A 19,772-nucleotide genomic window follows, 5' to 3' on the forward strand; every position below is an offset into this window, starting at 1 on the left:
TGAAATGCGTGGTGGACCAGTAACGGTGTCGTTGACCGACAAGTGGGAGCCGTCTGCAGGATCGGTGATCACCTGGCAGCCTTCACCGGCCTCGTACGCGAAGGCCCTTGAAGCGCCGGTGAGTGAGGTTCCCCCGAGCTTCATGCAGGTGCAGCATCTCCGCACATATCTGCGGCAGGCCGCCAAGGGTCTGGACTTCTCGCGCGTGCTCGTCTTCACCTTGGATATGCCGGGGCGGTGCGACAAGCGGGCCATGGGTCATGTGATCAATGCCCACCTGAGGAGACACGACACGTATCGGAGCTGGTTCTCGCTCGACGATGATCAGAACATCGTTCGGCGCACCATCGCCGACCCCGCCGACGTGGAGTTCGTCCAGGTCAAGTTAGGCGAGATGACCTCCGATGAGGTGCGGGAGATGGTGGTCTCGGAGACCCCGGACCCCTTCCGATGGGACTGCTTCCGATTCGGAATCGTCCAGAGCTCGGGGCATTTCACCTTCTATTTCAGTGTCGACCACCTGCACCTGGATGCGACTTTTGCGCGCTTGCTGATCATGGAAATCCTCATGGGATACAAGGCGCTGGTTCAGGGCGGCGCCCCGATCGAGCTTCCGCCGGCGGGCAGTTACGGCGACTACTGCATCAGGCAGCATGAGTTCCTTTCCGGGCTGACCCCTGATTCCGAACCGGTGCGCGAGTGGACTCAGTTCGCCGAGAACAACCGCGGCAGCCTCCCGGATTTCCCGCTGCCGCTGGGCGATCACGGTGTGCCCTGCGGTACCGCGATCGTCACCGAGCAGCTGCTCGATGAGCAGCAGGCACTGAAGTTCGAGTCGCGCTGCATCGATGCGGGGGCGCGATTCATCGGTGGCGTGATGGCCGCTCTCGGATTCGCCGAACGTGAATTGACCGGTACCGACACCTATTACGGCATCACCCCGAGCGACGCCCGCGACGAGGCGGATATGTTCACGACGGGATGGTTCACAGGGCTGGTGCCGATAACAGCCCCCGTTGACGGGACCTTTGGTGCGGCAGCCGTCGCGGCGCAGGAATCGTTTGACCGTGGCAGGCAGCTGGTGAATGTCCCCTTCTACCGGGTCCTGGAATTGGTGCCGGAGCTGAACTGGCCACGGCCGTACCACCCCATGATCAACTTCTTCGACGGTGGTGCTCCGCCACTTTCGCAGTTGTTCACCAACCCGCTGCTGGTGAGCAATCCCATCGGTCTGTATGCCGAAAGCAAGTCGGTGTACCAGCTGACGATCTTCATCTCGCGATTCCCGACGGAGACGACGCTGATGATCGCGTACCCGGACAATCCCATCGCGCGAGAGTCGATCACCCGCTACGTAGACCTCGTGAAGTCCACGTTCGCAGGGGTTTGCGAGCAGAATGACGCTGTGCACGCGCGGTAGTCATGTGGACCATCGTGTTATTGATGGCACTTGGTGTGAGCGTTGAGCCCACCCGACTGGGACTGACAGTCCTGATGTTGAACAGGCCGCGACCGCTGCTGCAGCTGTTCGTGTTCCTGTGCGGTGCATTCGTCATGGGGTTGAGCCTCGGACTGACGCTGTTGTTTGTCCTTCGGGTGTCTCCGATGGGACAGGCCGATGTTTCGGGGCCCTACATCCAAGTCGCGCTTGGCGTTCTGGCCCTGTTGGTAGCGGCGGTGCTGGCCATCACGGCCTCGATCCGTCGACCTGCCGCCGCTCCGCGCGCACCGCGGGCGGGCTTGGCCGACAAGGTCGCGAGGCGAGTGCGAGGGTTCATGCAGAACAACTCGTTGTGGGTGGCGGGGGTCAGTGGACTGGGAATTGCCTTGCCGTCGGCGGACTTCCTTGCGGTTATCGCCCTCATCCACGCCTCAGGTGCCACACAGCCCATTCAGTCCATGGCGCTGCTCTTCTTCAACGCGGTGGCTTTCTCGATGGTGGCGCTGCCGTTGTTGAGTTACGCGGCCATGCCGGCGCGGACGTACGAGATGGTGTCGGCCTTGCACACCTGGGTTCGGTCCCGCCGGCGGATCGATGTCGCGCTGATCGTCGCAATCCTCGGCCTGATCATTCTCAGTCTGGGGACCATCGGCATTCTGCGGGCGTGATGCCGCCGTGGTGGTCCGTGACCTCATTGGCGCGCTTGCGCTACGCCGGAGTGGGCATCGGGGCACAATCGCTGGGTGACTCACAAGTCGGCCGTATCGCCGGGGGACCGTAAGGCTTTGGCGGTGGCCAACTTCTTTGTGGCAGACGTCCAGGCAGGTGTTGGCCCGTTCCTGGGGGTGTTACTGGCCAGCCGTGGCTGGGGAACAGCTGCCATCGGGGCGGTCACCGCACTGGGCAATGCCGTCGGACTGGCATCGACCACACCGGCGGGCGCTCTCATTGATGCCACCCGCCGAAAACGGTTCTGGGTTGCCGCGGCGGCGATATGCACGGTTGCGGCCTCCGCCTTGGTCTTGGTTTCCCGAGATTTCTGGGTGGTTGCCGCTGCCCAAGCAGCCGCCGCAGTCGCTGCCGCTGTCCTTGGTCCCGCAATCATCGGGATCACCCTCGGCGTGGTACGCCAGTCCGGCTTCGTAGCCCAGAACGGCCGTAACCAAGCCTATAACCACGCCGGCAACATGGTGGGTGCTGCTCTCTCAGGTTGTCTTGGTTGGTATTTCGGATTCGCTGCAGTCTTTGTGCTGGCTGCGGCGTTCGCGATCGTCGCGGTAGTGGCCACCCTGTCGATACCTGCTCGCCATATCGACGACCAAGCAGCACGCGGGGCCGCCGATGTGCATGACTGTGTCGCCGCAAGTGGACTGCAGATCCTGGCGCGCTCTCCTGCGCTTCGGGCTCTGGCCGCGGCGGTCCTGCTCTTCCACCTGGGAAACGCGGCAATGCTGCCGCTTTACGGACTGGCCGTAGTCGCCCACAAGGCTGATCCATTCATCACCGTTGCTGCCACTGTCGTCGTTGCCCAAGCGGTGATGGTGATCGCCTCACTGGCCGCCACCCGCATTGCCCGCAGACGCGGCTACTGGACGGTTTTCACCATCGCGTTCATCGCGCTGCCGGTGCGTGGCCTCGTTGCCGCGAGCATCATCACCACATGGGGCATAGTGCCCGTACAGATCCTCGACGGCATAGGTGCAGGCATGCTCTCCGTGGCCGTTCCCGGGCTGGTGGCACAGCTTCTGGAAGGCACCGGGCACATCAATATTGGGCAGGGGGCGCTAATGACCGCCCAAAGTTTGGGGGCATGCCTAAGTCCCCTGCTCGGCGGATACATCGCCCAGGAGTTCGGGTTCCGGGTTGCCTTCGCATGCCTCGGTGCGCTCTCCGTCGGATCGCTTCTCATCTGGCACAAATGCGCATCAGCAATACGCGCCGCAGAAGCCCCTGCAGCACAGGAACATTAGAAAGCACTCAGCGGGCGCTTTCCTAGCTCGGCCTCATTCTCCCTTCGGGCAGCGCAGTGACGACAGCGGCGCAGTAGGTTATCGCCGTGACAGAAGCCACTGTGACAATAGGGTTTTTGAGCCCGTCTCACCCGAACAGCAGTGCGAGCACGACAACGCCGACAAGCACGGCCGCGGCAAGAGCATCACGCCATCCCGGATAGATGGGGTGTGCCGAGATCCGTCCGGCGCCGCCTCGTGCGGTGATGGCATCGCCCATCTCGGTGGCGCGCCGCAGCGAGACGACCATCGCGGCGGTACATAGATCGACGACTTCCGCACGCCGCGAGGGCTTCTCCGGTTGCGGCGGTTGAAGCCTGCGCGCGGCCGCCAACAACCGGAATTCCTCGGAGAGCATGGGAAACATCCGGAACGCCAGCGAGATGGTGATTGCCCAATCGTCGACGGGCGCCCGCAGGATGCGCAGGGGGCGACACAAAAGTGCTACTGCGGGAGCGATATCGGCGACCTGCGTCGTCCATGAGATCACCGCGCCGAGCCCGATCAGAACCAGCCCCAGCGACGTGACGCGCAGGAAATCCAGGAAGCCGCCGACGCCGATGGTGACCGGTCCGAATGTCAGCTCGGGCGCGCCACCATTCACGATGGTGAACAAGCTGCCCGCTACCACAAGCAGCCCCACCCACCGCGGCACGGACGGGATACATCTGGGGGAGATGCCGGCAAGACCCGCGGTCACGAAAATCAACAGAGCGACAAGCCCGATGGCGGTCCACGACGGCATGACGGTCAGCAACACCGATATTGCCAGCGCGGCCAGGAGTTTGGTGCCGGCCCACAGCGCGTGGATGGGTGACGGCCCGGGAACGGGCCGCATCAGCATCAATGGACGTCGTTGACTCATCCGGCGTTCACCAACTCACCCTGTTCCAGACGGATGGTGCGGGGACACAACGGAGCGAGGCTGTCGGTGTCGTGGGAGATCACGACGACGGCTTGACCACCGCCACGGATGCGTACCAGCAGATCGATGAGATCGGTTTGGGCATCAACGTCCAGACCCGCCAGCGGCTCATCAAGAATCAGCAGGCGCGGCGAGCGGGCGAGCAGTCCAGCCAGGGCGACTCGCCGCAGCTGCCCGCCACTGAGCCGATCGATAAGCACCCCACCGATACTCGGGTCCAGGCTGACCGAGGTTAGCGCGCGATCAATACTCTCGGTATCGGCGACCGAGTACCCGGCGAGTGCGGCCACCGCGGCACCGGCGTGCCCCCGCAGCAGCTGTAGTCGCGCGGCCTGGAAGCACAACGCAACCGCGCCAACCTGTTCGGCGGTGGGGCGGCCATCGAGAAGGCATTGGCCCGCTGACGGTTCCAGGAGGCCCGCCATGATCCACGCCAGGGTGGATTTGCCGGAACCGTTGCCGCCGCAGAGCAGTATTCCGTCGCCGGAACGAACCTGCAGTGACACATCACGCAGCACCGGTTGTGACCACGGCGTGCCGACCGCATAGTCGAACGAGACTCCTTGCACGTCGAGAATCGTTTCCCCACCAAGAGATTCGGTAGGGGATGGGCGTTCGGCGCCTTCCCGATCTTCTCGTACCTCAATACCGCCCAACGCCACCACACGATCGGCGGCGTCGGCCTCCTGCGGGTAGTGGGTGATGTGCACCAGCCCTAGACGGTGATGGGTGGTGAGTCCGTCGAGCACGTTGATGAGCGTCTGCCGGCCGTCGTGGTCGACCATGGTGGTCACCTCATCGGCGATGAGCAGCGCGGGTTCGCGCGCGAGCGCCGACGCGACCGCCAGCCGCTGCAGTTCTCCGCCGGACAGACCCGCGGTGTCCCGGTCGCTCATCTCACCCAGACCCACTTCGGCGAGCAGACCGTCGATATCGATCTCGCGGTCGTGCGGCAGCCCCCACACGATGTCGTCGGCCACACGCAAACCCAGCACCTGGCTTTCCGGATGCTGCAAGACCAGCGCGGTCCCACCCACCTGGCCCAGGCCCACGCCGCCGGGGCGCTCGATGGTGCCGGCAGTCGGAGGAACACCCGCGAGAAGACGCATGAGGGTGGACTTGCCGGAGCCGTTGGCGCCGGTCACCGCGATGTGCTCGCCGACGTCGACGCGCATGGTTACCGCGGTCAGGGCATCCCGGTCGGCTCCGGCGTACCGGTAACCGGCGCCGGTGAGAACGGTTGGCAGTGGGCCGGGCGGGGTGGTGTCGTGCCCCGCGGGCAGCGTCCCCACCGAGGACAGGTCGGTGACTTCCTCCAGTCTGCGCAGCACCGGCGTCAGCACCCGCCAACCGAAGGAGGTGCCGAAGATGACGATGAGCCACACCGAGACCCCGAAGAACCAGGGCCAGTGCACGATCCAGCCCTGCACGGCGTGATCCAATCCCGCTGCGGCGCGGCCGAGTAGCGGCACGCCGCTCAACAGCGTCGCGAACCCGCCGACGTTGGCGGACACCGCGCCCAGGACAACCTCGCGCAGATTCCGCAAAGCCGCGAACACCCCGACGCAGAAGGACGAGACCAGCACGCCCCACAGCGCGGCGACAGCCAACATTGTTGCCGCGCCGCGATTCCGGCGCCGCACCTGACCGGCGATCGCACCCATGTACGCACATGTGAGCGCCGAGACCAGCCCCCCGAATCCGGCGATCAGAAAGCTGATGAGGCCGGCGGCGACACAGGCGGCCAACGCCACCCGGATGCGATGCCGGTAACACAGCACTCCCATCGGGACCGCTCCCAACCAGGCGAACACCACTGCGCCGGGCAGCACGATAGAGACCACAGCGATCGCCCCCATGAGGGCAGCAGTCATCGCGGCCTGGGCCAACTCCGCTGGTTGCATACGATTCGGTTGCACTGGGACCGATTAGAGCACGGCTAACCCAGCCGCGTGATTCACGTCCACGTAAACTCGCGCGGTGACTCATGACGCCTACCTCGTCGGCCTCCGCCTCACCGGACGCAAGGTCGTGGTCGTCGGCGCCGGATCCGTCGCGCAGCGGCGTCTCGGGCTGCTGATCGCCAGCGGTGCCGATGTCCACGTGATCGCGCCCAGCGCGACACCGGCCGTTGAAGGCATGGCCTCGATCACCCTCAGTCTGAGGCCGTACCAGGACGGCGACCTCGAAGACGCGTGGTACGCCATCGCCTGCACCGATGACCCAGCCGTCAACGCCGCGGTGGTGTCGGAAGCCGAACGGCGTCACATCTTCTGCGTCCGGGCCGATTCCGCCCGGGAGGGCACCGCGGTCACCCCCGCGTCCTTCAATCACGACGGCATCGCTGTCGGTGTCCTGACCGGTGGACAGCACAAGCGCTCGGCGGCGCTGCGATCAGCCATCCACGAGGCGCTGCAGCGTGGGCTCATCACCGAGACCGCGGAGGTGAAGCCCGAAGGCGTCGCGCTTGTCGGCGGGGGACCGGGTGACCCTGATCTCATTACCGTTCGCGGACGCAGGCTCCTCGCGCAGGCCGATGTGGTCGTCGCCGACCGGCTCGCGCCCGCCGAGCTTCTTGCCGATCTGGGCCCCCATGTCGAGGTCATCGATGCCGCCAAGATCCCGTACGGCCGCGCGATGGCCCAGCAGGAGATCAACCGGGTGCTCATCGAACGGGCGCAGGAAGGCAAGTTCGTCGTCCGCCTCAAGGGCGGTGACCCCTTTGTCTTCGCCCGTGGCTACGAGGAAGTCCTGGCCTGCGCCGAAGCAGGTGTGCAGGTGACCGTCGTACCAGGTGTGACCAGCGCGATCTCCGTTCCTGCGGCGGCCGGAGTGCCGGTCACGCATCGTGCGGTCAACCATGAGTTCGTGGTCGTCAGCGGACACGTCGCACCCGGACATCCGGAATCGTTAGTGAATTGGGACGCGCTTGCCGCCTTGAAGGGGACCATCGTGTTGCTGATGGCCGTCGAGCGCATCGAGCAGTTTGCGAAGGTCCTCATCGAGGGTGGCCGACCTGCGGATACTCCCGTCCTGGTGGTGCAACATGGCACCACTGACGAGCAACGCGTGCTGCGCGCGGACCTTGCTACTGCGCCTGAGCGGATTCGCTCGCAGGGCATCAGGCCGCCCGCGATCATCGTGATCGGCCCCGTTGCTGCGTATGGCGCCTCTTCGTGACCTAAGGGCACGTTAAGAGGACGGTAAGGTGTCCTGCATGCCTGCCCTCAGCGTCGAGCAGCTCACTCAAAAGGCGCGAGAACTCCTGCCGTCCCGGCACTACTTGTATGCCGTCATCGCGATCGCCGGTATGCAGTTTCTGGCCACCATGGACGGCACCATAGCGGTGGTCACGCTGCCCAAGATCCAGGCCGAGCTGCACCTCAACGATGCCACCCGCAGCTGGGTCATCACCGCGTACATGCTGTCCTTCGGTGGACTGATGTTGCTCGGTGGACGCCTCGGTGACACCTTCGGCCGTAAGCGCGTCTTCATCGGCGGCATCGCGTTGTTCACCCTCGCCTCCATCGGGGTGGGCCTCGCGCAAGAGGACATCGGTCTGGCTGTTTTCCGTCTCATCCAGGGAGTCGGCGCGGCTGTCGCCTCGCCGACAGCGCTGGCGTTGGTGGCCACCACCTTCCCCAAGGGGCCGCTGCGTACCGCAGCCGTCGCGGTGTTCGGTGCCATGACCGGGGTGGGCTCCATCGCCGGACTGATTGTCGGCGGTGCCCTGGCCGAGGTGTCCTGGCGTCTGGCCTTCCTTATCAATGTGCCCGCCGGTGCGCTGATGATCTACCTGGCCGTGCGGTCACTGACCGAGACCGAACGCGAACCGATGAAGCTGGACGTCACGGGATCGGTGTTGGCGACCGTCGGCTGTACCGCTGCGGTGTTCGGCTTCACCCAGGGGCCAGACCGCGGATGGGACTCGCCCTACACGATCGTGTCGCTGGTCGTCGCCGCCGTGCTCCTGATCGCCTTCCTGCTCGTGGAACGCACCGCGGAAAACCCGGTGCTGCCGCTCAGCCTGTTTAAGGACCGCAACAGGGTCGCCACCTTCGCGGCGATCTTCCTGGCCGGCGGCGTGCTGTTCACGCTGACCATCACCATCGGCCTGTACATGCAGGATCTGATGAAATACAGCCCGCTGCGAACCGGAATCTCTGCCATTCCATTCGTTGTCGGCATGGGAATCGGCTTGGCTCTGTCGTCCCAACTTGTCACGCGAATGGCGCCCCGGGTGCTGATCCTGTGCGGTGGAGTCGTGGTGTTCGCCGCGATGCTCTACGGCTCAACGATCGACCGGACCATCGCCTACTTCCCGAACTTCTCCATGGCCATCTTCGTGGGCGGACTCGGCATCGGCACCATCGTGGTGCCGGTGATCCTTTCGGCCATCACCGGGGTGGATGCCGACCGCATCGGGCCGCTATCGGCGATCTCCCTCATGCTGCAAAACCTCGGCGGCCCAATCGTTCTGGTGATCATTCAGGCCATCATCACCTCGCGCACGCTGTACCTGGGCGGCGCCAAGGGGCCGGTGCAGAACATGAACCAGGCGCAGCTGCACGCCCTCGATCACGGTTACACCTACGGGCTGCTGTGGATCGCCGGAACCGCTGTGCTGGTCGGGGTGGCGGCGCTGTTCATCAGCTACACCGCCGCCGACGTCGCGCACGCACAGAAGGCGCAGACCGCGCACGACCAGGGTCTGGACGAAGAAGAGCTGGCTTAGCAGTCTTGCGGGGTGTAGTCCCCGGCGCGGAACAGCAGTCCGTTGGTGATGGGGATGCCGTCATTGACGGTGATGTGACACGACATGCGGAAGACACTCGGAGGTCCGGCCGCGGTCACCCGAAGAACCGGGGGTGCCCCGTTGAGATTGACCGTGCGTTCCCAGTAGTACCCGGCGAACGTGTGCCCCGACTCTTCCCGGAGCTGATTGCCGTCTTGATAGGAGACGGTGAAATCGGCATTGCCGATTCCGATCGCCGACAACGAGTACTTGACCGTGGCCGGGGCGGCATCGGCCGGTGCCGCGACTCCCAAACCGAACACCGCCACCGCCGGAATGATCGCCCACGCACGCATGCGCTCGATGCTAGCCGGAGGCCGCAACGGCGCGCCGATATGCTGTGCAACCGTAACTGACGGTCTTCGCCCGAGAGGCTCAACGAAAAACATGGTCTTCGCCCGAGAGGCTCATCAATGATCACCCGGCTCTCCGAGCTATTCGTACGCACCCTGCGCGACGACCCGGCGGATGCCGAGGTCCCCAGCCACAAGCTGCTCATCCGCGCGGGCTATGTGCGCCCTATTGCCCCGGGTGTCTATAGCTGGCTGCCGCTCGGTCTTCGGGTCCTTCGCAAGATCGAGAACATCGTCCGTGAAGAGATGAATGCCATTGGTGGTCAGGAGATCCTGCTGCCCGCTTTGCTTCCGCGCGCACCGTACGAGACCACCAACCGGTGGACCGAGTACGGCGACTCGCTGTTCCGGCTCAAGGACCGCCGCGATAACGACATGATGCTCGGCCCTACCCACGAGGAGTTGTTCGCGCTCACCGTGAAGGGGGAGTACAGCTCCTACAAGGATTTTCCGGTCATCCTCTACCAGGTTCAGACCAAGTATCGCGACGAGGCGCGTCCCCGCGCGGGCATTCTGCGCGGTCGCGAATTCGTCATGAAGGACTCGTACTCCTTTGATACCTCCGACGACGGCCTCAAGACGGCCTACCACGCACACCGCGAGGCTTACCAACGGATCTTCGGCAGGCTGGGCCTGGACTACGTGATTGTCGCGGCCACCTCGGGAGCGATGGGTGGTAGCGCGTCCGAGGAGTTCCTGGCTGAAAGCCCCACCGGGGAAGACACTTTCGTGCGGTGCGTGGAATCCGGCTATGCCGCCAACGTAGAGGCCGTCATCACTCCGGCACCGCCTGCGCGGTCTGTGGACGGACTCCCTGCGGCCGTCGTGCACGAGACGGGCGATACCCCGACCATCGCGACGCTGGTGGACTGGGCGAATTCGGCTGATCTCGGCGCGACCGTCACGGCGGCCGACACCCTCAAGAACATTCTGCTGAAGGTGCGCCAGCCCGGCGGCGAGTGGGAGCTGCTGGCTGTCGGAGTGCCCGGGGACCGCGAGGTCGACGACAAGCGACTCGGTGCCGCGCTGGAGCCTGCCGAATACGAGCTGCTCGGTGATGCGGACTTCGCCAAACACCCGTTCCTGGTGCGCGGCTACATCGGGCCGAAGGGGTTGATCGCCAACGGTGTTCGCTACCTCGTCGATCCACGGGTCGTGGAGGGCACCAGCTGGATCACCGGCGCCGACGAACCCGGAAAACATGTGGTCAACCTCGTCGCGGGGCGTGACTTCACCCCCGACGGCACCATCGAGGCCGCCGAGGTTCGCGATGGCGATCCGTCACCCGATGGCGCAGGTCAGCTGGTGTCGGCACGCGGAATCGAAATCGGCCACATCTTCCAGTTGGGCCGCAAGTACACCGACGCGTTCACCGTGGATGTGCTCGGAGAGAACGGCAAGCCCGTGCGGCTCACCCAGGGTTCCTACGGCATCGGTGTCTCGCGGCTGGTGGCCGTCGTCGCCGAGCAGCAGCACGACGAGCTTGGACTGCGGTGGCCGGCCGCGGTATCGCCATTCGACGTGCACGTGGTTATCGCGAACAAGGACGAGGCCGCGCGAGCCGGTGCCGAAGCGCTGGCCGCCGATCTGGACCGGCTGGGTCACGAGGTGCTGCTCGACGATCGGACGGCCTCGCCGGGCGTGAAATTCAAGGACGCCGAGCTGCTCGGTGTGCCCTGGATTGTGGTGATCGGCCGCGGCTGGGCCGACGGCACCATCGAGCTGCGCAACCGATTCACGGGGGAGGCGCAGTCCATTGCGGTGGCCGATGCAGTGACGTCCGTCACGGCGGCGATTCGGTAGGCGATATTGTAATAGTCATGCCGTCCTTCAAGCTCGCCCCGCTGGTTGAAAGTGATTTCAACACAAGCGATTTCGTGTACACGTTCTCCACGCCCCTGCCCAAGGATGCGGCAACGGTGTGGGCCGAACTCAATGGCGAAAGCCCGCTGCATTGGTGCAAGGCGATCAACAAGATCAGCTGGACTTCACCGGAGCCGCGTGGCGTGGGTTCCACCCGCACCGCCAAGCTCGCGCTTCCCGGTGCGGCAGTGCACGAGCGGTTCATTGTGTGGGAGGAGAGCCCCGAGCGATATCGCAACGCGTTCACGGTCGAGACGGCGACCTTTCCGGGCACCAAGCGTTTCGGCGAGCTTTATGAGGTGGTGGGCACCGCGACGGGATCGTTGTTTACCTGGAGCTTCTTCATCGAGCCCTCGCTCGGGTTCACCCGCTACCTCAAGCCGGTGATCCGTCGTGGGTTGTCCGGACTGATCAGCGACACCCAGAAGCACTTCGCTTAGTTTTCGTTCCCTCCCGGGAACGCCACACTGGCAGGCGTGATGCCGGAAGCCACTCGCCACCGCGCCGCGCGAATCGCGCTCTCGGTGAGCATTCGCACCGCGAATCCACGATCGTCACTGTTGTCGGCCTGCTCGGCGACGGCCCGCCAGCGCGCCGCGGTGTCCGCCTCGAGCTGCAGCGCCAGCTTCGTGGCATCGGCGGGGTTTGTCACCGGGAACGGCACCTTGTAACCGGCGGCAGCTACCGGTGCGGCCACCGAACGGGCGCGCAATTTGGCGATGCACTCCTCACGGCACTGTCGATGCTCGATCAGGCACTCGGTGACCAGCCAATTGTTGTCGGGCACCGAGTGCGCGGACACCAGTCCGTACGCGTAGATGGCCGCGTGCTCGTTGGCCAGGGCGTCGGCCAGCGCAGTGTCGTCGGAGGAGGAGGCCGGCTGCGGGGTGGGCTCGGTCGTGGTCATGGCAGATCGACCTCGGCTGCCGAGGCGCATGCCGCGCTGATCGAGGCCAGCAGGCCGGCGCGGTATCCGCTGTGTTTGGTGGCCAGGTCCATCGCCGATCGCGATGAGTCCTTGAGTTGGGTCTTGACCTGATCGACCTGCGGAGGTGATACCGGTGCGGTGGTGGTGCTGGAAGTCGGTGTGTTCGTGGTCGCGCCTGGGACGCGCGCGAGCTCCTTGGTCAGCGCGACGCCGTGCGCGCGGCGGATTGTCGCCACAGCCATCAATGCGGCTGCCGCATCTGGATTGGCGGTGGCCGCCGCGGACGCCGATGCCGCATCACGCTGCGCAAGGTCGATCTGGGTGAGCAGGTCGTCCACCTCGGGTTTGGTGTCGGGTGCCTGCTGGCACGCGGCGGCCACGACGGCGATGCCGAGTGCGGCCCCCCCGATCAACAGGTCGCGGCGCGACAGGCTTCTGGGCATTCGCCCATCCTGCCAGTGCGCGCGGTTGGCGCATGACAGCCCTCGCCGGGCGTAAGGTGGAGTGCTGGTCAGGACGAGAGTCCGACTAGTGTGTGCAAGCTGAACCGCCCGACAACTCAAGATGAGGAGCCACAATCGCCATGGGGCTGCCATCCGATGACCAGGTGATCGAGCTGCTGGGTCCCGAGTTCTCCCGGTCAGCGGTCGAGATCGAGAGCGTTGTCGTCAACGAAGCCACGGTTCCCGCCCGCATCACGGTGGTGGTCGACTCGGATTCTCCCGTGGACTTGGACGCGGTCGCCGCACTGAGCCGGACCGCATCGGGATTGTTGGACGAGGCGGACACCGGCTGGGAGGCGTACGACCTGGAGATCACTACGCCCGGCGTCGACCGGCCGCTGACCACTCCCACGCATTTTCGGCGTGCACATGGTCGGCTGGCGCAGATTCGCCTCACCGATGGCGAAGACTTACTCGGCCGCATCGGCATCGCGAACGATGACGGGATACAGGTGGTGCTGCGTAAGCCCGTCAAGGGCACCGGCTGGACCGTGCGTGATCTTGCGTTCTCCGACATCGAGAGCGCGGTTGTGCAGGTGGAGTTCACAACACCCAACCCGCAGGAACTCAATCTGGCTGGGGCAGCCGAAACTGGAGGTGGCGCATGAATATCGATCCCGCGGCGGTAAACCTGATGGCTGCCGATAAGGGCATCACGGTTGACGAGGCGATTGACATCATCAAGTCGGCGCTCCTGACGGCCTACCGGCATACCGACGGCCACGAACCCAATGCGCGTATCGAACTCGATCGCAAGACGGGTGTGGTCCGCGTGCTGGCTCGCGAGACCGACGAGGACGGCAATCTCATCACCGAATGGGATGCCACGCCAGAAGGATTCGGCCGCATCGCGGCCACCACCGCCCGGCAGGTGTTCCAGCAGGGTGTGCGCGATGCGGAGAACGAGCACAAGTTCGGCGAGTTCTCCACGCGTGAGGGCGAGATTGTCGGCGGTGTGATCCAGCGCGACGCCCGGGCCAACGCGCGTGGTCTTGTCGTGGTTCGCATGGGCAGTGAGACGAAGGGCTCCGAAGGTGTGATCCCGGCGGCCGAACAAGTGCCGGGCGAGGAGTACCGCCACGGAGATCGGTTGCGCTGCTACGTCGTCGGGGTGTCTCGCGGTGCGCGTGAGCCGTTGATCACCTTGTCCAGGACACACCCGAATCTGGTGCGTAAGCTGTTCTCGCTCGAGGTCCCGGAGATCAGCGACGGTTCCGTGGAGATCGTCGCGGTGGCCCGCGAGGCGGGGCACCGGTCCAAGATCGCGGTGGCTTCGAAGGTATCCGGGCTCAACGCTAAGGGGGCCTGCATCGGCCCCATGGGCCAGCGCGTGCGCAATGTGATGAGCGAGCTTGCTGGCGAGAAGATCGACATCATCGATTACGACCCGGATCCCGCGCGGTTCGTCGCGAATGCGCTCTCGCCCGCCAAGGTGGTGTCGGTCTCGGTCATCGATGAGGCGGGTAAGGCTGCGCGCGTGATCGTCCCCGACTTCCAGCTTTCTTTGGCCATCGGTAAAGAAGGGCAGAACGCAAGGCTCGCTGCGCGTCTGACCGGGTGGCGTATCGACATCAGAAGCGACGCAGACGCCGAAAACTAGCGCCAGTAGTACTCAGTAGCCCGTAGGTACTGACCAAAGTCCCTATCGGCACATAACTTGCATCTCATATACAAGTTATGTGCAACTAACGCGGTTCACCGACCTGGGTCTGCGCATCGTGATGCGGCTGGCCAATGCAGGGCCGGGCGTTCAATTGCGCACCGATGATCTTGCCGCCCAACTCTGTGTGTCCTATACGCACGCCACGAAAGTTGTTGCCCGACTTTCGGAAATGGGCGCGATCGAGTCCACGCGTGGCCGCCATGGGGGAGTCTGCATCACGCAGGGCGGGCTCGACCGTCGAGTCGGATCATTGGCCCGGAAGTTGGAGCGCGAGGGCGAGGTCATCGACTGCGAGGGAGGGGTGCCCTGCCCCCTTCGGCACAACTGTCGCCTGCGCGACGCGCTTCGCTCGGCGCAAGAGGCATTCTTCGCCGAGCTCGATCAGTGGACTGTGGCCGAAATCGCCCGTCCAACAATGGAAAGGAAGTAGTCACGTGCTATCAGCAGAGTCGCTGGCAGTCATCCGTCAAACTCTCCCCGCGGTTGCCGGGGCCATTGACGAGATCACACCGTTGTTCTACTCCAAGATGTTCGCGGCGCACCCCGAATTGCTTCGCGATCTGTTCAACCGCGGCAACCAGGCGGCGGGGGAGCAGCCGAAGGCGCTGGCCGCGTCGATCGCGTCGTTCGCCGGCATGGTATTGGAAGGCAATGGTGCCCAATATGATTCGGTGCTAGACAGGATCGCGCACAAGCATGCCTCGCTGGGAATTGTCGCCGAGCAGTATCCGATCGTCTACGAGCACCTGTTCGCCGCGATAGCCGAAGTGTTGGGGGACGCGGTGACCGCAGAGGTCGCGGCGGCCTGGAGCGAGTTCTACTGGCTCATGGCCAATGAGTTGATCGCGCGGGAGAAGGCCCTGTACGGCGCTGCCGGGGTCGCGCCGGGCGATGTGTGGCGGCAGGTTGTGGTGGTACGCCGCCAGCTGGAATCGGCGGATGTGGCTGGATTCGAGTTACGCGCGGTATTCGGCGAACTGCCGAGCTTCCTGCCAGGGCAGTACATATCGGTGCAAGTTACCTTGCCGGACGGGGCCAGGCAGATTCGTCAATACAGTTTGTCCCGGGGCGCTCATGAGGGTGGCTGGCGTATTGCCGTCAAGCGAATCAGCGCCGGTGGCACCCCTGCTGGTGAGGTGTCGAACTTCATCTACGACAACATCTTCGAGGGGCAACAGCTGCGGGTCTCGGTGCCCATGGGCGAATTCACCCTGGACGATTCGGCCGATCCGCTGGTCCTGGTATCCGCCGGTATCGGCTGCACGCCCATCATGGGGATGCTGCAGGAGCTCGTGGCCACGCAATCGCCGCGAGAGGTTGTGGTCCTGCACGCCGATCAGTCGGCGGCCGCCCACGCCTACCGGCACGAGTTGGCGGATCTAGTCGGCCGACTGCCCGCCGGCCAGCTGCACACGTGGTACGAACGGGCACATGTGGAGCACCCCGAGCACGGTGTCGGCCGCATGAGCCTGCACCGACTGCCACTCAATCGACTGTCCACGGTGTTCGTCTGCGGCCCGCGGCCGTTCATGTCGGCCATCAACGAAGACCTGGTGTCTTTGGGGATTCCGCAGGAGCAGATCAACCACGAATTGTTTGGGCCCTTGGCGTCGGCCATGGCATGACACGCATCGACGTCGCGGTGGCCGCATTGGCCGCATTCTGGTTGGGCTTGGTGGTGGCGATCTCGTTCATCGAGGCGCCACTGAAATTCCGGGCCCCAGGCGTCACCGTTCAGATAGGGCTCGGGATAGGCCGCCTGGTGTTCGGTGCGCTGAACGCGGTGGAGGGTGTGGTGGCCTTGGCCCTGGTGTTACTGGTGGTGGCGGGCGACCTCTCCTCGGCCGCGGTCGCCGCGGTCCTTGCGACATGCGGCTGTCTTCCGGTTCAGCTGGTGGTTGTGCGGCCAGCCATGATGAGGCGAACCAACGCGATTCGCGACGGGGGCGAGTATGCCGGGCGCAGTCGCCTGCACCTGGCATACGTCGCGGTCGAGTGCATCAAGGCGGTGGCGTTAATCGGTGTCGTGATGCTCATCGTGGCAGGGGTTCGGTGACCGGAATACACCCGTGTCATTCGAGGCTGTAGCCCGATTCATAAATAAGGTGTCGCGGACGGTAGACTAAGCCGTGATCCAGCGCGAGACTTCGGCGTTCGCACATGCCCCGACCGGTGAACCGGTACGGACATGCATCGGATGCCGGGGGCGAGAGTTGGCTGCAGATCTGCTTCGTGTGGTTGCTGCGGATGATCGGCATGTTGTTGTCGATACCCGCCGCAGACTGCCCGGCCGAGGTGCGTGGTTGCACAGGTCGGCGCAGTGTTACCACCTGGCGGTGAAGCGGCGGGCTTTCGCTCGAGCGCTCCGGATCGGCGGAACCCCGGATACCTCCGTGGTCTTCGAACATGTTGAGCAATACCAAGAGATTGGCAACGACAAACAATGAGCACACCGTGAAGCGTCGATGATGATCGTCCATCACAGCTAACACGAGGCACGGCGCCTGAAGCCGCTGCCTCGCAGACAGGAGAGCAGTGGCAGGCAAGGCCCGGGTACACGAGTTAGCTAAAGAGCTCGGTGTGACCAGTAAAGAAGTTCTCGCCCGACTGAGTGATCAGGGCGAATTTGTGAAGTCCGCGTCCTCGACGGTGGAGGCCCCCGTCGCGCGGCGTCTTCGTGAGGCATTCGGCGGTGGCGATAAGCCCGCCGCGTCCAATGGCGCGCCCGCTGAGGCGGCGGCTCCACCCAAGAAGGCCGGTCCTAAGCCGGGAGCTCCCAAGCCGGCGCCGAAGAAGGTTGCTGAGCCAGTTGTCGAGGCCCCCCCTGCGCCGCAGCCCGCGGCCGCACCGGTGCCCGCACCCACACCCGCTGCGCCCGCGGCTCCCAAGCCGAACGCTGCGCCGGCGCCCGCTGCGGAAGCAGCCGCACCCGCGCCTGCCACGCCGGCACCCCGTCCGGGCGCCACGCCCGGCCCCAAGCCCGGTGCTCCCCGAGTACCGCGCGTGGGTAACAACCCGTTCTCGTCGGCACAGCCGGTCGAACGTCCCGCTGTGCCGCGGCCGCAAGCGCCGCGTCCCGGAGCTCCTCGCCCCGGGGGAGCTTCCCCGAGCAATATGCCTCCGCGACCGTCGCCCGGATCCATGGGCCCGCGTCCGCCGCGTCCCGGCGGTGGCCCGCGTCCCGGTGGCGGACGTCCCGGTGGTCCCGGTGGCGGACGTCCGGGCGGTCCCGGTGGTGGCGGCGGCGGTAACTACCGCGGTGGCGGTGCCGGTGGCGGCGCTCCCGCTGGTGGTCCCCCCGGCGCTGGTGCCGGCGGTTTCCGCGGTCGCCCCGGTGGCGGCGGCGGAGGTGGCCGTCCCGGTCAGCGCGGTGGCGCGGCCGGTGCCTTCGGCCGTCCCGGCGGTGCCCCGAAGCGCGGTCGCAAGTCGAAGCGGGCAAAACGCGCCGAGTACGAGAACATGCAGGCGCCGGTCGTCGGTGGCGTGCGGTTGCCGCATGGCAACGGTGAGGTCATCCGGCTCGCTCGCGGTGCTTCGCTGAGCGACTTCGCGGAGAAGATCGATGCCAACCCGGCCTCGCTGGTGCAGGCGCTGTTCAACCTCGGCGAGATGGTGACCGCCACCCAGTCTGTGGGTGACGAGACCCTCGAGCTGCTGGGCAGCGAGATGAACTACAACGTTCAGGTCGTCAGCCCCGAGGACGAAGACCGCGAACTGCTGCAGTCCTTCGACCTCACCTACGGCGAGGACGAGGGCGGCGAAGACGATCTGGAGGTCCGCCCGCCGGTCGTCACCGTTATGGGTCACGTCGACCACGGCAAGACCCGCCTGCTCGACACCATCCGGCAGGCCAACGTCCGTGAGGGCGAGGCCGGTGGCATCACCCAGCACATCGGTGCCTACCAGGTCCTCACTCAGCTGGACGGCAACGAGCGACTGGTCACCTTCATCGACACCCCGGGTCACGAGGCGTTCACCGCCATGCGTGCGCGTGGTGCCAAGGCCACCGATATCGCGATCCTGGTGGTCGCCGCCGATGACGGCGTCATGCCGCAGACGGTGGAAGCCATCAACCACGCCCAGGCAGCCGACGTGCCGATCGTGGTCGCGGTCAACAAGATCGACAAGGAAGGTGCCGACCCGGCCAAGATCCGGGCGCAGCTCACCGAGTACAACCTGGTGGCCGAGGACTTCGGTGGCGACACCATGTTCGTCGACATCTCCGCCAAGCAGGGCACCAACATCGACGCGCTGCTGGAGGCGGTCCTGCTGACCGCCGACGCAGCGCTGGACCTGCGGGCCAACCCCGATATGGAGGCCCAGGGTGTGGCTATCGAGGCGCACCTGGACCGCGGTCGCGGTCCGGTGGCCACGGTGCTCATCCAGCGCGGCACCCTGCGGGTCGGCGACTCGATCGTCGCCGGAGACGCATACGGCCGTGTGCGCCGCATGGTGGACGAGCATGGCGAAGACGTCGAAGAGGCACTGCCATCACGTCCGGTTCAGGTCATCGGTTTCACCTCGGTGCCCGGCGCCGGCGACAACCTGCTTGTCGTCGACGAAGACCGCATCGCCCGGCAGATCGCCGACCGTCGCAGCGCGCGCAAGCGCAACGCGCTGGCTGCTCGTAGCCGCAAGCGGATCAGCCTGGACGACCTGGATGCCGCGCTGAAGGAAACCAGCCAGCTGAACCTGATCCTGAAGGGCGACAACGCAGGTACGGTCGAAGCCCTGGAAGAGGCGCTGCTCGGTATCGCGATCGACGACGAGGTGCAGCTGCGGGTCATCGACCGCGGTGTCGGTGGTGTCACCGAAACCAACGTCAACCTGGCGTCGGCCTCGGATGCCATCATCATCGGCTTCAATGTGCGGGCCGAGGGCAAGGCGACAGAGCTGGCCAACCGCGAGGGTGTCGACATTCGGTACTACTCGGTGATCTACCAGGCCATCGACGAGATCGAGAGCGCGCTCAAGGGCATGCTCAAGCCGGTCTACGAAGAGGTCGAGCTGGGTCGCGCCGAGATTCGTGCCATGTTCCGGTCTTCCAAGGTCGGCAATATCGCCGGTTGCCTGGTCACCTCGGGCATCATCCGTCGCAACGCCAAGGCACGACTGTTGCGCGACAACATCGTGGTCGCCGAGACGGTCACCATCTCATCGCTGCGGCGTGAGAAGGATGACGTCGTCGAGGTCCGCGACGGTTACGAGTGCGGTCTGACGCTGACCTATAACGACATCAAGGAAGGCGACGTCATCGAGGCGTACGAACTCCGCGAGAAGGAACGGGTCTAA

19 protein-coding genes are annotated in these 19,772 nt (G+C 65.2%); 14 read left to right on the forward strand and 5 right to left on the reverse strand.

What is annotated here, in order from left to right:
* The first annotated feature begins 4 nt into the window (after positions 1-4).
* The 3 genes from AOT83_RS15435 to AOT83_RS15445 all read left to right on the forward strand — a co-directional run bounded on the left by AOT83_RS15435 (position 5) and on the right by AOT83_RS15445 (position 3,411).
* Positions 5-1,420 carry a condensation domain-containing protein gene (locus AOT83_RS15435; RefSeq protein ID WP_030093961.1) on the forward strand — a complete coding sequence of 472 codons (1,416 nt, stop codon included), beginning with the start codon at positions 5-7 and terminating at the stop codon, positions 1,418-1,420.
* Between the two features lie 2 nt (positions 1,421-1,422).
* Positions 1,423-2,109 (forward strand): GAP family protein, encoded by a 687-nt coding sequence (locus tag AOT83_RS15440; protein WP_030093960.1) that lies wholly within the window; start codon positions 1,423-1,425, stop codon positions 2,107-2,109.
* Between the two features lie 75 nt (positions 2,110-2,184).
* A complete protein-coding gene (locus AOT83_RS15445) occupies positions 2,185-3,411 on the forward strand; it encodes an MFS transporter (RefSeq protein ID WP_057966165.1) in 1,227 nt (408 codons plus the stop codon).
* A gap of 127 nt (positions 3,412-3,538) precedes the next feature.
* On the opposite strand, the gene AOT83_RS15450 is transcribed toward AOT83_RS15445, so the two are convergent.
* Positions 3,539-4,315, reverse strand: coding sequence for an energy-coupling factor transporter transmembrane protein EcfT (locus AOT83_RS15450; RefSeq protein ID WP_057966164.1), 777 nt, complete (start codon positions 4,313-4,315; stop codon positions 3,539-3,541).
* On the reverse strand, positions 4,312-6,279 hold the full coding sequence (locus tag AOT83_RS15455; protein WP_057966163.1) for a DUF2232 domain-containing protein: 1,968 nt from the start codon (positions 6,277-6,279) through the stop codon (positions 4,312-4,314). The genes AOT83_RS15450 and AOT83_RS15455 overlap by 4 nt, the downstream gene beginning before the upstream one ends.
* A gap of 76 nt (positions 6,280-6,355) precedes the next feature.
* Here AOT83_RS15455 and cobA point away from each other — a divergent pair, with 76 nt between their 5' ends.
* Together cobA and AOT83_RS15465 are read left to right on the forward strand one after the other, a co-directional pair.
* The gene (gene cobA, locus AOT83_RS15460; protein ID WP_030093956.1) at positions 6,356-7,555 is read left to right on the forward strand and encodes a uroporphyrinogen-III C-methyltransferase; all 1,200 of its coding nucleotides are present in this window, start codon (positions 6,356-6,358) and stop codon (positions 7,553-7,555) included.
* Between the two features lie 37 nt (positions 7,556-7,592).
* The gene (locus AOT83_RS15465; RefSeq protein WP_030093955.1) at positions 7,593-9,110 is read left to right on the forward strand and encodes an MFS transporter; all 1,518 of its coding nucleotides are present in this window, start codon (positions 7,593-7,595) and stop codon (positions 9,108-9,110) included.
* On the opposite strand, the gene AOT83_RS15470 is transcribed toward AOT83_RS15465, so the two are convergent.
* A complete protein-coding gene (locus AOT83_RS15470; protein ID WP_057966162.1) occupies positions 9,107-9,466 on the reverse strand; it encodes a hypothetical protein in 360 nt (119 codons plus the stop codon). The genes AOT83_RS15465 and AOT83_RS15470 overlap by 4 nt on opposite strands.
* Before the next feature lie 117 nt (positions 9,467-9,583).
* Here AOT83_RS15470 and AOT83_RS15475 point away from each other — a divergent pair, with 117 nt between their 5' ends.
* Together AOT83_RS15475 and AOT83_RS15480 are read left to right on the forward strand one after the other, a co-directional pair.
* Complete coding sequence (locus AOT83_RS15475; RefSeq protein ID WP_030093953.1) at positions 9,584-11,326, forward strand: proline--tRNA ligase; 1,743 nt, start codon at positions 9,584-9,586, stop codon at positions 11,324-11,326.
* Between the two features lie 11 nt (positions 11,327-11,337).
* Positions 11,338-11,826: an SRPBCC family protein gene (locus AOT83_RS15480; RefSeq protein ID WP_057966204.1), complete on the forward strand. Its 489-nt coding sequence runs from the start codon at positions 11,338-11,340 to the stop codon at positions 11,824-11,826.
* On the opposite strand, the gene AOT83_RS15485 is transcribed toward AOT83_RS15480, so the two are convergent.
* Both AOT83_RS15485 and AOT83_RS15490 read right to left on the reverse strand, forming a co-directional pair.
* A complete protein-coding gene (locus tag AOT83_RS15485) occupies positions 11,823-12,293 on the reverse strand; it encodes a ferritin-like domain-containing protein (protein ID WP_057966161.1) in 471 nt (156 codons plus the stop codon). The genes AOT83_RS15480 and AOT83_RS15485 overlap by 4 nt on opposite strands.
* Positions 12,290-12,757, reverse strand: coding sequence for a hypothetical protein (locus AOT83_RS15490; protein WP_057966160.1), 468 nt, complete (start codon positions 12,755-12,757; stop codon positions 12,290-12,292). Before AOT83_RS15490 ends, AOT83_RS15485 begins: the two co-directional genes overlap by 4 nt.
* A 140-nt stretch (positions 12,758-12,897) precedes the next feature.
* Here AOT83_RS15490 and rimP point away from each other — a divergent pair, with 140 nt between their 5' ends.
* The 7 genes from rimP to infB all read left to right on the forward strand — a co-directional run bounded on the left by rimP (position 12,898) and on the right by infB (position 19,772).
* Positions 12,898-13,425 (forward strand): ribosome maturation factor RimP, encoded by a 528-nt coding sequence (gene rimP, locus AOT83_RS15495; protein WP_057966159.1) that lies wholly within the window; start codon positions 12,898-12,900, stop codon positions 13,423-13,425.
* Positions 13,422-14,417, forward strand: a complete 996-nt coding sequence (gene nusA / locus AOT83_RS15500; RefSeq protein WP_030093948.1) for a transcription termination factor NusA — start codon at positions 13,422-13,424, stop codon at positions 14,415-14,417. The genes rimP and nusA overlap by 4 nt, the downstream gene beginning before the upstream one ends.
* 79 nt (positions 14,418-14,496) lie before the next feature.
* Positions 14,497-14,910, forward strand: a complete 414-nt coding sequence (locus AOT83_RS15505; protein WP_030093947.1) for an Rrf2 family transcriptional regulator — start codon at positions 14,497-14,499, stop codon at positions 14,908-14,910.
* Positions 14,911-14,914: 4 nt separating this feature from the next.
* A complete protein-coding gene (locus AOT83_RS15510) occupies positions 14,915-16,105 on the forward strand; it encodes a globin domain-containing protein (protein WP_057966158.1) in 1,191 nt (396 codons plus the stop codon).
* On the forward strand, positions 16,102-16,536 hold the full coding sequence (locus tag AOT83_RS15515; protein WP_057966157.1) for a hypothetical protein: 435 nt from the start codon (positions 16,102-16,104) through the stop codon (positions 16,534-16,536). The genes AOT83_RS15510 and AOT83_RS15515 overlap by 4 nt, the downstream gene beginning before the upstream one ends.
* Before the next feature lie 73 nt (positions 16,537-16,609).
* Entirely contained in the window at positions 16,610-16,927 is a 318-nt protein-coding gene (locus AOT83_RS26910) for a YlxR family protein (RefSeq protein ID WP_075908667.1), read from the forward strand.
* A gap of 88 nt (positions 16,928-17,015) precedes the next feature.
* Positions 17,016-19,772 carry a translation initiation factor IF-2 gene (infB, locus tag AOT83_RS15525; protein WP_057966155.1) on the forward strand — a complete coding sequence of 919 codons (2,757 nt, stop codon included), beginning with the start codon at positions 17,016-17,018 and terminating at the stop codon, positions 19,770-19,772.

Source organism: Mycobacteroides sp. H001 (genome assembly GCF_001440005.1).
GTDB classification, from domain to species: domain Bacteria; phylum Actinomycetota; class Actinomycetes; order Mycobacteriales; family Mycobacteriaceae; genus Mycobacterium; species Mycobacterium gwanakae.

What these genes read in the sequence shown, in the direction of transcription:
- AOT83_RS15490 (WP_057966160.1), bottom strand. Translation starts at nt 12,757, where the DNA reads ATGCCCAGAAGCCTGTCGCGCCGCGACCTGTTGATCGGGGGGGCCGCA.
- AOT83_RS15450 (WP_057966164.1), bottom strand. Translation starts at nt 4,315, where the DNA reads ATGAGTCAACGACGTCCATTGATGCTGATGCGGCCCGTTCCCGGGCCG.
- AOT83_RS15485 (WP_057966161.1), bottom strand. Translation starts at nt 12,293, where the DNA reads ATGACCACGACCGAGCCCACCCCGCAGCCGGCCTCCTCCTCCGACGAC.
- AOT83_RS15515 (WP_057966157.1), top strand. Translation starts at nt 16,102, where the DNA reads ATGACACGCATCGACGTCGCGGTGGCCGCATTGGCCGCATTCTGGTTG.
- nusA (WP_030093948.1), top strand. Translation starts at nt 13,422, where the DNA reads ATGAATATCGATCCCGCGGCGGTAAACCTGATGGCTGCCGATAAGGGC.
- AOT83_RS15465 (WP_030093955.1), top strand. Translation starts at nt 7,593, where the DNA reads ATGCCTGCCCTCAGCGTCGAGCAGCTCACTCAAAAGGCGCGAGAACTC.
- AOT83_RS15435 (WP_030093961.1), top strand. Translation starts at nt 5, where the DNA reads ATGCGTGGTGGACCAGTAACGGTGTCGTTGACCGACAAGTGGGAGCCG.
- AOT83_RS15475 (WP_030093953.1), top strand. Translation starts at nt 9,584, where the DNA reads ATGATCACCCGGCTCTCCGAGCTATTCGTACGCACCCTGCGCGACGAC.
- AOT83_RS15455 (WP_057966163.1), bottom strand. Translation starts at nt 6,279, where the DNA reads ATGCAACCAGCGGAGTTGGCCCAGGCCGCGATGACTGCTGCCCTCATG.
- AOT83_RS15440 (WP_030093960.1), top strand. Translation starts at nt 1,423, where the DNA reads ATGTGGACCATCGTGTTATTGATGGCACTTGGTGTGAGCGTTGAGCCC.
- rimP (WP_057966159.1), top strand. Translation starts at nt 12,898, where the DNA reads ATGGGGCTGCCATCCGATGACCAGGTGATCGAGCTGCTGGGTCCCGAG.
- AOT83_RS15470 (WP_057966162.1), bottom strand. Translation starts at nt 9,466, where the DNA reads ATGCGTGCGTGGGCGATCATTCCGGCGGTGGCGGTGTTCGGTTTGGGA.